General features: G+C 71.2%; 10 protein-coding genes. 5 read left to right on the plus strand and 5 right to left on the minus strand.

Annotated features, from left to right (window positions below; translation table 11 throughout):
- Positions 1–10: 10 nt before the first annotated feature.
- From MQE23_RS33105 to MQE23_RS33120, 4 genes are all read right to left on the minus strand, one after another.
- A complete protein-coding gene (locus MQE23_RS33105; protein ID WP_037668155.1) occupies positions 11–1,240 on the minus strand; it encodes a branched-chain amino acid ABC transporter substrate-binding protein in 1,230 nt (409 codons plus the stop codon).
- Between the two features lie 764 nt (positions 1,241–2,004).
- Positions 2,005–2,877 carry a trypsin-like serine protease gene (locus tag MQE23_RS33110; protein ID WP_243381021.1) on the minus strand — a complete coding sequence of 291 codons (873 nt, stop codon included), beginning with the start codon at positions 2,875–2,877 and terminating at the stop codon, positions 2,005–2,007.
- A gap of 118 nt (positions 2,878–2,995) precedes the next feature.
- Positions 2,996–3,484 carry a hotdog fold thioesterase gene (locus MQE23_RS33115; RefSeq protein ID WP_020271544.1) on the minus strand — a complete coding sequence of 163 codons (489 nt, stop codon included), beginning with the start codon at positions 3,482–3,484 and terminating at the stop codon, positions 2,996–2,998.
- A 57-nt stretch (positions 3,485–3,541) separates the two neighbouring features.
- The gene (locus MQE23_RS33120) at positions 3,542–5,821 is read right to left on the minus strand and encodes an FdhF/YdeP family oxidoreductase (protein ID WP_243381022.1); all 2,280 of its coding nucleotides are present in this window, start codon (positions 5,819–5,821) and stop codon (positions 3,542–3,544) included.
- A 239-nt stretch (positions 5,822–6,060) separates the two neighbouring features.
- Here MQE23_RS33120 and polA point away from each other — a divergent pair, with 239 nt between their 5' ends.
- Positions 6,061–8,787 carry a DNA polymerase I gene (gene polA / locus MQE23_RS33125; RefSeq protein ID WP_243381023.1) on the plus strand — a complete coding sequence of 909 codons (2,727 nt, stop codon included), beginning with the start codon at positions 6,061–6,063 and terminating at the stop codon, positions 8,785–8,787.
- A gap of 286 nt (positions 8,788–9,073) precedes the next feature.
- A complete protein-coding gene (locus tag MQE23_RS33130; RefSeq protein ID WP_128092517.1) occupies positions 9,074–9,661 on the plus strand; it encodes a hypothetical protein in 588 nt (195 codons plus the stop codon).
- On the opposite strand, the gene MQE23_RS33135 is transcribed toward MQE23_RS33130, so the two are convergent.
- A complete protein-coding gene (locus MQE23_RS33135) occupies positions 9,573–10,436 on the minus strand; it encodes a DUF4184 family protein (RefSeq protein WP_020271547.1) in 864 nt (287 codons plus the stop codon). The two genes, MQE23_RS33130 and MQE23_RS33135, sit on opposite strands and share 89 nt — an antisense overlap.
- 316 nt (positions 10,437–10,752) lie before the next feature.
- Here MQE23_RS33135 and MQE23_RS33140 point away from each other — a divergent pair, with 316 nt between their 5' ends.
- From MQE23_RS33140 to MQE23_RS33150, 3 genes are all read left to right on the plus strand, one after another.
- Positions 10,753–12,495 (plus strand): lytic transglycosylase domain-containing protein, encoded by a 1,743-nt coding sequence (locus MQE23_RS33140; protein ID WP_037668160.1) that lies wholly within the window; start codon positions 10,753–10,755, stop codon positions 12,493–12,495.
- Positions 12,496–12,633: 138 nt separating this feature from the next.
- Positions 12,634–12,768 carry an SPW_0924 family protein gene (locus MQE23_RS33145; protein ID WP_020271549.1) on the plus strand — a complete coding sequence of 45 codons (135 nt, stop codon included), beginning with the start codon at positions 12,634–12,636 and terminating at the stop codon, positions 12,766–12,768.
- A 25-nt stretch (positions 12,769–12,793) separates the two neighbouring features.
- On the plus strand, positions 12,794–13,786 hold the full coding sequence (locus MQE23_RS33150; RefSeq protein WP_020271550.1) for a DUF3068 domain-containing protein: 993 nt from the start codon (positions 12,794–12,796) through the stop codon (positions 13,784–13,786).

A 13,786-nucleotide genomic window follows, 5' to 3' on the forward strand; every position in this document is an offset into this window, starting at 1 on the left:
GGGGCCGGAACTACTGGAGGTCGTCGGGGGTGCCGGTCTCCACGGCCTTCCAGGCGCCCTTCTCGACCTGGTACACCGTCAGCTGCTTGTTGGTGGTGTCGCCGTACTGGTCGAAGGAGACCTTGCCGGTGAGGCCTTCGAAGTCGGACTTCTGGACTCCGTCGACGACCTTGGAGCGCAGGTCGTTGATGTCGGTGGGCACCTTGCCGCCGTTGGCGTCGGCCGCGGCCTTGACGGCCTTGATGATGGCCGTGGTGGCGTCGTAGGCGTAGGCGCCGTACGCGCCGTAGTCGCCCTTGTACCCCTTGTCCTTGTACGTCTGGATGAACTGCTTGGCCGCGGGCAGGGTGTCGGCGGGGACACCGATGGCGGTGACGAGGTCGCCCTCGGCGGCCTTGCCGGCGGCCTCGATGTAGGTGGAGGCGTACATGCCGTCGCCGCCGAACAGCGGGATCTTGACGCCGGCATCCTTGAGCTGCTTGGTGATCAGCGCGGACTCGTCGTACTGGCCGCCGTAGTAGAGCAGGTCGGCACCGGAGTTCTTGATCTTGGTGACGAGGGAGCCGAAGTCCTTGTCGCCGGTGTTGACGTGGTCGGTGCCCACGACCTTGCCGCCGAACTTCTTGAACTGCTCGTTGAAGATCTTCGCGAGGCCGGCGCCGTAGGTCTGCTTGTCGTCGACGACGAAGGCCTTCTTCTTCTTGAGGCCGTTGTACGCGTAGCCGGCCGCGAAGCTGCCCTGGAGTTCGTCGGTGGTGGCGGTGCGGAAGTACGTCTTGAACGGACGCTTCTTGTCCGTCTGCCAGTTCTTGCCCTGGGTCAGCTCGGGGGCGGTGTTCGCGGGGGAGATCTGGACCATGTTGGCCGAGGCGAAGACCTGCTGCATCGTCTGGGCGACGCCGGAGTTCAGCGGGCCGACGGCGCCGACGGCGGTCTTGTCGCCGGTGAAGGTGGTGGCGTTGGACTGGCCGGTGGCGGGCTGGGCCTTGTCGTCCAGGGCCTTGAGCTTGAATTTCACGCCCGGGACCCAGTTGTTCTTGTTGGCGTCGTCGACGGCGATCTGAGCGCCGTACTGGATGCCGAGGCCGGTGGTGGAGTTCTCACCGGACAGGGGTGCGTCCACGCCGATGGTCAGTGTGGTGGCGCCGCTGTCTCCGCTCTTGTCACCGCTGTCGTCTCGGGAGCCGCAGGCGGTGAGAGTCAGAGCTCCGGTCGTAAGAACGGAGGTAAGAATCACCAAGGAACGCTGTCGCACGATCAGTCCTTTCACAGGCAGGCCCGCCCTGGTCGGGGGGTGAGTGCCGCGCTGGTACCGAACTCCCGATGGAGCGGTGACTGGCCGTGACTCTAAGCCCGGTGTGGAGGCAGGGTCAGCGGCGTGGGGCGGCTTGTGACTTTCTTGTTATGACGTGATGGATGCCCGGCTTCGACGGAGGGGCCTCTCGGCGGGTTTGGTGGGCTTTCTCCGAAGTCCGCATTCTGAGAACGTGCACTTCCGGTTGGCCGCGGCTGGGGTCGCCGTGGTTGCCGGGTCGCGGGCGGTGCGGACCGGATCGGAAAGGTCCCGGGGGCGGGCGCGGCCGAGGGTGAAACCGCGGTGTTGTATTGCGCGCGCGTTACGGAGCGTTACAGAGAGAAAGGGATGGTCCGCGTCCATCGGCCTCCATCCGCGTCCAGGGGAGTTCCGAGCGAATGGAAACGGCTATTGCGCCGGTGGCGTCTCGGGTTTTTCGCGGGGGAAGTTGAGGGTTCGGTAAGGGCGAGGTGGAGCTGGGCGGTGGCCTTGGCGGGCCGGGGGAGCCGGGGCGCGCCGGCTCAGGCGGGCGGGGGCGCCGGTCGGTCGGGCGGGCCGCGTCGGCGCCGAGGACGTCGTACTGCCGTCCGTCTCGGTCGAGTTGGCGGGTTCGCCGGGTCCCGTACAGGGCGGTGCCCCGCCGCTTCGGGCGGTACCCGAGGCGGCGGGGCGGTGGTCGTGCCGGGCGGCCGGTGGCCGTCGGCGCGGGGTTACGGCAGCTTCGTGAACGGCGAGAGGAAGGCGCGGGCGCCGGGGGTGTCCAGGCGGTACGTCACGTTGGTCGCGTAGCAGGGGGTGTCGCCGGTGATGGTGGTGGCGGCCAGGATGCTCCTGCCGCCGATGACGGCGAAGTTGGGGCCGCCGGAGTCGCCGTAGCAGGCGCCTCCGTTGCCCTGCGGCGCCGTCATCGCCAGCCGTGCCCAGGAGTCGTTGAGGGCGTTGAAGGTGACGGGTGCCTTCATGCGGACGCCGCCGCCGGGGTGGGTCTGGCCGCCTGGGCCGTTGACGGCCTCCTGGGTGCCGTAGCCGGCGACGAGCCAGTCGGTGGCGTTCAGCCCCTGCGGGCCGAGTCGGCCGAGCTGGTTGGCGGTGGGCAGGGTTGCCGGGGTGAAGCTCCAGCGGGCTTTGACCTTGGCGGCGGGCAGTTCGATCACCGCGATGTCGTGGGTGTCGGAGGCGGGCCCCGGATAGCCGGGGTGCGTGTGGGCGGTGCCCGGGACGGCTACGGCGGCGGCCTGCGCGGCCGGGTCGCCCGGGTACTTCTTCGCCGCCGCGTCGAGCCCGGACTGCACGTCCTGGTCCAGGGACACGTAGAACCGGACGTTGTCGGGCCAGTCGGAGGTGCAGTGCGCGGCGGTCAGGAAGGTGTCCGCGTCGATCATGGTGCCGGAGCAGACCCAGTCGACCCGGTCGGGGGTCGCGGGGTCGCCGTCGTTGTCCCAGGTGGCCACGAGCGCGCCGACCTCGGTGCGTTCGGGGGCGGGTGTCGCGTTGTAGGAGTTGATGGCGGAGGACGGCAGCGCGGTGGCGAGCACGGTGGCACCGGCCGCGGCGATGACGGCGAAGGCACGTACGGAGGTCAAGAGAAACCCTTCTACGGGTGGGACGGGTCTTCTCCTGTGGGGGTGGAGCGTCAGTGAAGCGCGCGGGGGCGGCCGCGACAAGAGCGCGCCCGCCCCTCCAGGGTTTTCCCTACGTCGGTCAGCTCGCGGCGCGGATGAGCTGCTCGTCGCCCGGGGTCACGTCGCGCAGCAGGCAGGTCAGCCGGGCCGTGCACACCCTTTTGTCGCTTTCGTCCGTGATGACGATTTCGTACGTGGCGGTCGAGCGCCCCCGGTGCACGGGCGTGGCCACACCGGTGACGAGGCCGGAGCGCACCCCGCGGTGGTGGGTGCAGTTCAGGTCGACGCCCACGGCGATCTTGGAGCTGCCGCCGTGCAGCATCGAGCCGACCGAGCCGAGTGTCTCGGCCAGCACCGCGGAGGCCCCGCCGTGCAGCAGTCCGTAGGGCTGGGTGTTGCCCTCGACCGGCATCGTCCCGACGACCCGGTCCGCCGACGCCTCGACGATCTGGACGCCCATCCGGGTCCCGAGGTGGCCTGCGGAGAACAGGGCCAGGAGGTCCACGCCGAGTGCGGCGTACTCGTCGATGACCTCTTGCGGGAATTTCACATGCTGCTGCTCACCCATGGGGCCCGGTCTCCGTTCGTCCAGATCATGCGGTTACCACTATGGCTGAGCAAACGCTCAGTCGGTCGCCGATTGTTCCAGACGCACCAGGACGGACTTGCTGGCCGGGGTGTTACTGGTGTCCGCCGTGGCATCCAGCGGCACCAGCACGTTGGTCTCCGGGTAGTACGCGGCGGTGCAGCCCCGGGCCGTCGGGTAGTGCACGACGCGGAAACCGGGCGCCCTGCGCTCCACGCCGTCCTTCCACTCGCTGACCAGGTCGACGTAGTCGCCGTCCGCCAGCTTCAGGGCCCGCGCGTCCTCGGGGTTGACCAGCACCACCCGGCGGCCGTTCTTGATGCCCCGGTAGCGGTCGTCCAGGCCGTAGACCGTGGTGTTGTACTGGTCGTGCGAGCGCAGCGTCTGGAGCAGCAGGCGGCCCTCGGGCAGTTCCGGGTACTCCACGGGCGCGGCGGTGAAGTTGGCCTTGCCGGTGGCCGTGGGGAAGCGGCGCTCGTCGCGCGGGGCGTGCGGGAGTGTGAAGCCGCCGGGGCGGGCCACGCGCGCGTTGAAGTCCTCGAAGCCGGGGATCACACGCGCGATGCGGTCCCGGATCGTCGCGTAGTCCTTCTCGAACTCCTCCCAGGGCGTGGCGCTGTTCTCGCCCAGCACCCGGCGGGCCAGGCGGCAGACGATGGCCGGCTCGGACAGCAGATGCCGGCTCGCGGGCTCCAGCCGGCCCCGGGAGGCGTGCACCATGCCCATCGAGTCCTCGACCGTCACGAACTGCTCGCCGCTGCCCTGGAGATCGCGCTCCGTGCGGCCGAGGGTGGGCAGGATCAGGGCACGCGCGCCCGTGACCGCGTGCGAGCGGTTCAGCTTCGTCGACACGTGCACGGTCAGCCGGGCCCGCCGCATGGCCGCCTCGGTGACCTCCGTGTCCGGGGACGCGGAGACGAAGTTGCCGCCCATGGCGAAGAAGACCTTCGCCTCGCCGTCGCGCAGCGCGCGGATCGCGCGTACGACGTCGTAGCCGTGCTCGCGCGGCGGGGCGAAGCCGAACTCCTTCTCCAGGGCGTCCAGGAACGCCGGGGCGGGGCGCTCGAAGATGCCCATCGTGCGGTCGCCCTGCACGTTCGAGTGGCCGCGCACCGGGCACACGCCCGCGCCCGGGCGGCCGATGTTGCCGCGCAGGAGAAGGAAGTTGACCACTTCCCTGATCGTCGGCACCGAGTGCTTGTGCTGGGTGAGACCCATGGCCCAGCAGACGATGGTCCGCTCGGAGGTGAGGATCATCCGGAGGGCCTTCTCGATGTCCTCCCGGGTCAGGCCGGTCGCCGCGAGCGTCTCGTCCCAGTCGGCGGCGCGGGCGGCCTCGGCGAACTCCTCGTAGCCGTGCGTGTGCTCCCGGACGAACGCCTCGTCGACCGCGCCCTCGGTCTCGACGATCAGCTTGTTGAGCAGACGGAACAGGGCCTGGTCGCCGCCGATGCGGATCTGCAGGAACAGGTCGGTCAGCGCGGCGCCCTTGAACATGCCCTGCGGGGTCTGCGGGTTCTTGAAACGCTCCAGGCCCGCCTCGGGCAGCGGGTTGACGCTGATGATCCGCGCCCCGCCGGCCTTGGCCTTCTCCAGGGCGGACAGCATGCGCGGGTGGTTCGTCCCCGGGTTCTGGCCGGCGACGATGATCAGGTCGGCCTTGTACAGATCCTCCAGCAGGACGCTGCCCTTGCCGATGCCGATCGTCTCCGACAGGGCCGAGCCGGACGACTCGTGGCACATGTTCGAGCAGTCGGGCAGGTTGTTCGTGCCGAGCTCGCGGGCGAACAGCTGGTAGAGGAACGCGGCCTCGTTGCTGGTGCGGCCGGAGGTGTAGAAGACGGCTTCGTCCGGGGAGCCGAGGGCGGCGATCTCCTCGGCGACGATGTCGAAGGCGCGCTCCCAGGTCACCGGCTCGTAGTGCGTGCCCCCCTCGGGGAGGTACACGGGGTGGGTGAGGCGCCCCTGCTGGCCCAGCCAGTAGCCGCTGCGGCCGGCCAGGTCGGCGACCGGGTGCGCGGCGAAGAACTCGGGCGTGACCCTGCGCAGCGTGGCCTCCTCGGCGACGGCCTTCGCGCCGTTCTCGCAGAACTCCGCCTTGTGCCGGTGCTCCGGCTCCGGCCAGGCACAGCCCGGGCAGTCGAAGCCGTTCTTCTGGTTCACGCTCAGCAGCGTCAGCGCCGTGCGCTTCACACCCATCTGCTGCTGGGCGACTCGCAACGTGTGCCCGATCGCGGGGAGTCCCGCTGCCGCGTGCTGCGGCCCGGCGACCTGCGGCGCGTCCTGAACCGGATCACTCTTGGGCGGCTTCGTCGCCATCGCACGCTCCCCTTCGACTGCACTGTGAGGTACGTCTCCGATCCTCGCACGCTGCGGTGACATCGCGTGAGGGGAGGGCCGGGGCGATGGCCCGCCCCCGCGGGGCACGTGTCGGGAGGGCCGGGGAGGCGGGTCCGTTCCGGGGCACGCGTCGGGAGGGCCGGGGCGACGGTCGTCCCGGGCACACGCGGCGTCGGGGCCGGGGCCGAGTGTCAGTGGGGCGTGGCAGGATCGGGGGCGTGGCAGAGACAGCATCGAAGACGACCGACCAGACCTCCGGCGGCAGCCGCCCGCGACTGATGCTCATGGACGGGCATTCGCTGGCCTACCGAGCGTTCTTCGCGCTGCCCGCGGAGAACTTCACCACCGCGACGGGCCAGCCGACGAACGCGATCTACGGCTTCGCGTCGATGCTGGCCAACACGCTGCGCGACGAGGCGCCCACGCACTTCGCGGTCGCCTTCGACGTCTCCCGCAAGACCTGGCGGTCGCAGGAGTTCACGGAGTACAAGGCGAACCGCTCCAAGACCCCCGACGAGTTCAAGGGCCAGGTCGAGCTGATCTGCGAGCTCCTCGACGCGATGGGCGCCGCCCGCTTCGCGGTCGACGGCTTCGAGGCCGACGACGTCATCGCCACGCTCGCCACGCAGGCCGAGGCCGAGGGCTTCGAAGTGCTGATCGTCACCGGCGACCGGGACTCCTTCCAGCTGGTCAGCGAGCACACGACCGTGCTGTACCCGACCAAGGGCGTCTCCGAGCTGACCCGCTTCACCCCCGAGAAGGTGTTCGAGAAGTACGGGCTGACGCCCGCGCAGTACCCCGACTTCGCGGCCCTGCGCGGAGACCCCTCCGACAACCTCCCCGGCATCCCCGGCGTCGGCGAGAAGACCGCCGCGAAGTGGATCAACCAGTTCGGCTCCTTCGCGGAGCTCGTCGAGCGCGTGGACGAGGTCAAGGGCAAGGCCGGGCAGAACCTCCGCGACCACCTGGAAGCGGTCAAGCTCAACCGCCGGCTGACCGAACTGGAGCGCCGGGTCGAGCTGCCCAAGGGCGTCACCGAGCTGGAGCGGACCGCGTACGACCGCAAGGCCGTCGCGATGGTCCTGGACACCCTGGAGATCCGCAACCCCTCCCTGCGCGAGCGGCTCTTCGCCGTCGACCCCGGTGCCGAGGAGGCCGAGACCACCCCCATCAGCACCGACGGCGTGCAGCTGGACGGCACGGTGCTCGGCACCGGCGAACTGACCGGCTGGCTCACCGAGCACGGCACCGGGCCCCTCGGCATCGCCACGGTCGACGCCTGGGCGCTCGGCACGGGCTCGGTCGCCGAGGTCGCGCTCGCCGCGCCCGGCGGAGCAGCCGCTTGGTTCGGCCCCTCCCAGCTGGACGAGGCCGACGAGAAGGCCTTCGCGGCCTGGCTCGCCGACGCCGGGCGGCCCAAGATCTTCCACAACGCCAAGGGCGCCATGCGGGTCTTCGCCGAGCACGGCTGGAGCGTCGAGGGCGTGACCATGGACACCGCGCTCGCCGCCTACCTGGTCAAGCCGGGCCGCCGCTCCTTCGACCTGGACGCGCTGTCCCTGGAGTACCTGCACCGCGAGCTGGTCCCCGCCGCCGCGGCCGACGGCCAGCTCGCCTTCGGCGCGGACGAGGGCGCCGAGGCCGAGGCCCTGATGATCCAGGCCCGCGCCGTCCTCGACCTGGGCGAGGCCTTCGAGAGCCGCCTGGAGGAGGTCGGCGCCGCCGACCTGCTGCGCGACATGGAGCTGCCCACGTCCGCGCTGCTCGCCCGCATGGAGCGGCACGGCATCGCGGCCGACAGGCCCCACCTGGAGGCCATGGAGCAGATGTTCGCCGGCGCCGTCCAGCAGGCGGTGAAGGAGGCCCACGCGGCAGCCGGGCACGAGTTCAACCTGGGCTCGCCCAAGCAGCTCCAGGAGGTCCTCTTCGGCGAGCTGGCCCTGCCCAAGACCAAGCGGACGAAGACCGGCTACACCACGGACGCCGACGCGCTGGCCTGGCTCGCCGCGCAGACGGACAACGAGCTGCCGGTGATCATGCTCCGCCACCGCGAGCAGGCCAAGCTCCGCGTCACCGTCGAGGGCCTGATCAAGACGATCGCCGCGGACGGCCGCATCCACACCACGTTCAACCAGACGGTCGCCGCCACCGGCCGCCTGTCCTCGACGGACCCGAACCTCCAGAACATCCCGGTCCGCACCGACGAGGGCCGCGCGATCCGCCGCGGCTTCGTCGTCGGCGAGGGCTTCGAGTCCCTGATGACGGCCGACTACAGCCAGATCGAGCTGCGCGTCATGGCCCACCTCTCCGAGGACGAGGGCCTGATCGAGGCGTTCACCTCCGGCGAGGACCTGCACACCACGGCCGCCTCCCAGGTCTTCTCGGTCGAGCCGACCGCGGTGGACGCCGAGATGCGCCGCAAGATCAAGGCCATGTCCTACGGCCTGGCCTACGGCCTCTCGGCCTTCGGCCTGTCCCAGCAGCTGAACATCGAGGCGGCGGAGGCCCGCGCCCTGATGGACGCCTACTTCGAGCGGTTCGGCGGCGTACGGGACTATCTGCGCCGGGCCGTCGACGAGGCCCGGGCGACGGGCTACACGGCGACGCTCTTCGGACGCCGCCGCTACCTCCCCGATCTCAACAGCGACAACCGCCAGCGCCGTGAGGCGGCCGAGCGGATGGCCCTCAACGCGCCCATCCAGGGCACGGCGGCCGACATCGTCAAGATCGCCATGCTCAAGGTGGACGGCGCGCTGAAGGACGCCGGACTCGCCTCCCGCATGCTGCTCCAGGTCCACGACGAAATCGTGCTGGAGATCGCCCCCGGGGAGCGGGCCGCCGCCGAGGAGCTCGTCCGCCGGGAGATGGCGAACGCCGTCCACCTCCGCGTCCCCCTGGGAGTCTCGGTGGGCGCGGGCCCGGACTGGGAGTCGGCGGCCCACTAGTCCGGACCGCTGTGCGCACCAGGCCGGTGTGCTGTGCGCACCAGGCCGGTGTGCTGTGCGCAACAGTCCGCAGCGCTGTGCGCACCAGTCCCGCGCTGCGCGAAGCGGTCCCGGAGGAGACGACGCGGGGTGCCCTCGGCCGAGCTCGGGCCGGGGGCCACGCCGCGTGACGACGCTGGTCACCGCTGCCGACCCGCCCCCTGTCCCCGCGGAACGCCCGCGGATCCGTCACTCGCGTGGCCCACGAGAAAGGGCCGCCGCCTCTGGCGGTCGCAAAGATGCGGCCATGGGTATACGCACGCTCCTCCGCGGTACGGCCCCAGGCGTGGTGCTCCCGCCGGTCCCGCCGTTCGCGGTCGCCGCAAGCACGGTCCGCGTCCCCGCCGGTCTCACCACTGTCTTGCGCCGCACGACGGCGGACCTCAGACAGCGCCTGGCCGACGGTGGGCGGCCGGCCGGCCTCACGCGCGCCGCCGTGGTGCCCGCCGCGACCGGGCGCACCGGCGCCGGCGACGTGACGGCCGTCCCGGGTGTCACGGGCGCCCGCGACGTGTCCGCCGTCCCGGGTCTCGCCGGGGCCGGAGACGTGTCCGCCATCCTCGGTCTCACCGGCGGCCCGGCCCCGGCCGCTCAGCAACCGGGCAGTGCCGAGCGCCGGGGCAGGACCGGCCGCCCTTGGGCGGACCTGGCCCGCAGCTACCTGACGCTCGTCCTCACCCTGCTGCCACGGCCCCGCCGCCCTGCGCACACCACCATCACCGTGTACATCACGACGACCGAGCCGCTCAGCGAGCGGCCGACCGGCTCGGCTCCGCGTCATCGACGCGGCCAGGACCGCCCGGGGCCGGGACCGGAGCCGGACGCCACGCCCTGACCCCCACGGCGTACAGCAGCAGCGCCGGGACGAGCCCCGCGCCCGCCCCGAAGCACACCGTCGGAACGATCTCCCACGGTTTCGCGCTCGAACCCCAGTAGGCCCACCACCGCGACGCCCGCTGCACCGCCCCCACCAGCGCGAAGCCGCCGATCACCGCACCGGCCAGCCACCGGTCCCGCACCGACAGCGCCGGGACCCCCACCGGCTCGCGCACCGGCGCCCGCCGCACGGCCCGCGCCAAGAACACGGCGATCACGACAGCGGCCACCGCCGAACCGCCGTACTGCAAGTACCAGTACAGCGGCGAGCCCGCCACCTCCCGGCCCAGCACCGGAAACACCCGCATCCCCCACCGGTCGAGATGCGTGAACGCGTCCCACACGACGTGCGTCAGCGCGCCGAGCACCGCGGACACGTACCACCGCAGCACCAGGGGCGGCCGCACACGCGCGCGTGGCGTCCCGCACCGCACCAGCGCGGAGACCCGTCCCTGCCGGGCCCGCGGCAGCAGCGCCACAAGCGGTTCGCGCACCAGCAGCCACATCCCCACCAGCGCCCAGGCGACGAGCACATCGACCGTGAAGACACCCGGGAACGAGTGCGTGACGTCACCGAACTCCATCGCCCCGGACACCACACTCGCCGCGTAATAGGTCATGTCGGGCGCGAAGGAACCCGCCACGAGCACGGCGGGCACCAGCGGGCCCCGGCCGGTGCCGTCGGTGCGTACGGCGGGCAGTACGGCTGCCGCGTGGCTCAGTGTGAACGGCAACTCGGCTCCTCGTGACGGTCGTTGCCAGGGCGATCGAAGGGCCCAGTATGCGGGATGCCGATTCACCGGCCGCCCAGCCTGCCGGCCACATGACCAACTGGTGAAAAACGGGCACGAACGGGTGCCCGAGCAAAGGAAGTTGTCGTAGGGTCGCCAGGGTCACCGTGCCGGTGGCAGGAGACAGGCCCGGGGAGGGCAACCACTCGGGCCGGTCGATCGTCACAACAGAGCGAGCGCAACAGAAGTACGCGTACGCAACACAAGCGCGCGACAGACGGAGACGGGCGCTCGGGCGTCCACGGGAGGGGTTCACTCTATGGCGGCGCAATTCGGCAGGAGGCTGCGCAAGGGGGCGGCAACCACCGCCGTGGCCGCGGTTGCGGTCGCGGCCCTGTCCGCCTCCCAGGCTCCGGGCGTGAACGACCACGGCAGACAGACGGCCGCGGACGCCACACCCTCACCCGACGCGAGTGCCTCCGACGGCAGCGCCACCGGCAACTCGCCGTACTACACGGACCTGCCGCCGCTCAACAGCCCGAGCCCGTCACCGAGCACGGGGCCGGGCCCCACCCCCTCCGGGACCTCGGAGGCGGGCATCCCCGCGACCGTCCTCGACGCCTACAAGAAGGCCGAGGCCGCGCTGCGCGACTCCAAGCCCGGCTGCAACCTGCCCTGGCAACTCCTCGCGGCCATCGGCCGGGTGGAGTCGGGCCAGGCCCGCGGCGGCCGCGTCAACGCCGAGGGCACCACCATCTCGCCGATCCTCGGCCCGCAGCTCGACGGCAACGGCTTCGCCCTCATCAAGGACACCGACAACGGCGCCTACGACGGCAACAGCACCTACGACCAGGCCGTCGGCCCCATGCAGTTCATCCCGTCCACCTGGGCCTGGGCGGGCCGCGACGCCAACGGCGACGGCAAGAAGGACCCCAACAACATCTACGACGCCGCGCTCGCCGCCGGCCACTACCTGTGCCGCAACAACTGGGACCTGTCCGACCAGGACGACCTCGACCGCGCGATCCTCAGCTACAACAACTCGCGTGAGTACCTGAACCTGGTCATGCGGTGGCTGGACTACTACCGCAAGGGCACGCACGAGGTCCCCGACGGCACCGGCACGCTGCCCGACAACCGCAGCGACGACGGCGCCGGAACGAGCCCCTCACCGTCGACGCCGTCCACGCCCGGCGCGCCGGCTGCGGGCGGCTCCAAGCCCAAGCCCAGCCCCAGGCCCGAGAAGCCCGGCGGGGGCGGCACCACGACTCCGCCGAAGCCGCCCACCACCCCGCCCGACTCCCCGAGCACGCCGCCCCCGACGTCTCCCACGCCCACCGACACGGTGCACCACCTGGAGGACGCCGGGACGGCCAGGCTCACCGCGATGGCGGGCGACGCGTTCGCCAAGCGGATCAGCACCCGCGCCGAGACGAAGGCCGGCAAGGCCGTCGCCAAGGTCAGGATCCGTTTCACGATCGTCGGCGAAACGGACACCACGTTCGCGGGCGGCGAGAGCGTGGCCACGGTTGCCACCAACAGCTCCGGAGTGGCCGTCGCGCCCGCACTCCAGGCGGGGGAGAAGACGGGCGACGTCACCGTCCGGGCCACCGTCGTGGGCCGTACGGTCGCGGGCCTCGACTACACGGCCACCGTCACAGAGCGCGCCGCCGACACCCTGGCCCGCACCGGTGACGCCGCGCTGACCTGCACCCCGGGCGGCGAGTTCGCGAACCAGGTCGAGGTGAAGGCCACGTACAAGGGCGCCGTCGCGGACGGCGTCGCGGCCACCGCCACGCTGATCAAGTCGGCGGACGATCCGACCGTCAACGACAAGGGCCCCTACTTCAAGGACGCCGACGGCAAGGCCGTACGCACCCTGACGGGCCTGAAGACGGACGCGAAGGGCCTGCTGAAACTGCCCAAGCTCTACGCGGACGACACCACCGGCACGTTCCTGCTCCGCGTCAACACCGAGGGCGGGGCGACGCTCACCGTCGAACTGACCGTGGCGGCTGCCGAGACGTCCTCGCCGAGCCCTTCGGCCGGCCCGAGCGCGTAGCTCTCAGGTACGACGGACGACGCCCCTCTTTTCAAGAGGGGCGTCGTTGTGTGTGCAACGTGTTCTCATCTCCGCCGTGCGTTGCTACGGTGCCGAGAAACCTGACGGTGTATCAGCTCAACCGTGGGGAGGCCCCGCATGCGCGTACTCGTCGCCGCCGCCACCGGTCTCGCCGTCGCGTTCGCCGTGGTCCTGACGCTGACCGCCTTCGGCACCCCCTCGGGCGGGACGTCCCCGAAGCCGCTGCTGACGACGGTGCCCGCACACCCCTGACCGCCCGCCCGGGAGGGAGGCCGAGATGCGCCGCAAGGCCGGCCTGGTCCTGCTCGCCCTCGCCGTGTTCTTCGCGGCACTGTCCCCGCTGCTGCGCTGGTACGCCTTCCCGCGCCTCGCCAAGGTCCCCGCGCACCAGTACCAGGACATGGTCCTGGAGGCGGAGAACGCCACCCTCCTCGACTACGGCACGATGCGGGCCCGCACGGTCCCCAAGGTCACCATCGTGCAGACCCTCAAGGGCAACGTCGAGGCCTCCGACCGGATCGAGGAGTCGGCGGGCCGTGACGTGGTCGTCTGGGACGGCCTGTCCTACGTCGTCGGCCCCGACGGCGAGATGGTGTCGAAGATCCCCGAGCGCTACATCTTCGACGCCCACACCCAGGAACCCGTCCACGCCACCGGCGAGACGGTCGACGGCGACCCGGTGCGCCGCGAGGGCATCGAGTTCAAATGGCCGTTCCTCACGGAGAAACGGGACTACGAGTACTTCGACGCCCAGGCCCGCGTCACCGCCCCCATCCACTACAAGGGCACCCAGGACTTCCGCGGCCTGGAGGTCTACTACTTCGAGCAGACCATCCCCTGGACCAAGGTGCGGATCCCGAAGACGCTGCCCGTGGAGGGCTTGACCCCCGAGTCGGTCGCCGGGACCGGCACGACCCGCTGGTACACCACGGTCCGCAAGTTCTGGGTCGAACCCCTCACCGGCGCCCCCGTCTACGGAGAGGAACTCCACAAGGAGGAACTGCGCGGCGGCACCCTCCTCGGCGACCGCGACAAGGTGACCGCGTTCGCCGGGCACGTGAAGATGCGCGAGGACTACATCACGCACACGGTCGACCTGGTGAAGTCCCAGCGCCTGCTCATCCTGCTGCTGACGTCCTACCTGCCCTGGGGGACCCTGACCCTCGGCGTCCTCCTGCTGGCCCTCGCGCTGTACCTGGAGGCCCGCAGCCGCCGCCCGTCCGGCCCGGCCCCCACGGAGGCCGAGGAACCGTCACCGGTCAGCGCCTGA

The sequence above is a fragment of the Streptomyces sp. HP-A2021 genome, from assembly GCF_022807935.1.
In the GTDB taxonomy this organism is placed as follows: domain Bacteria; phylum Actinomycetota; class Actinomycetes; order Streptomycetales; family Streptomycetaceae; genus Streptomyces; species Streptomyces afghaniensis.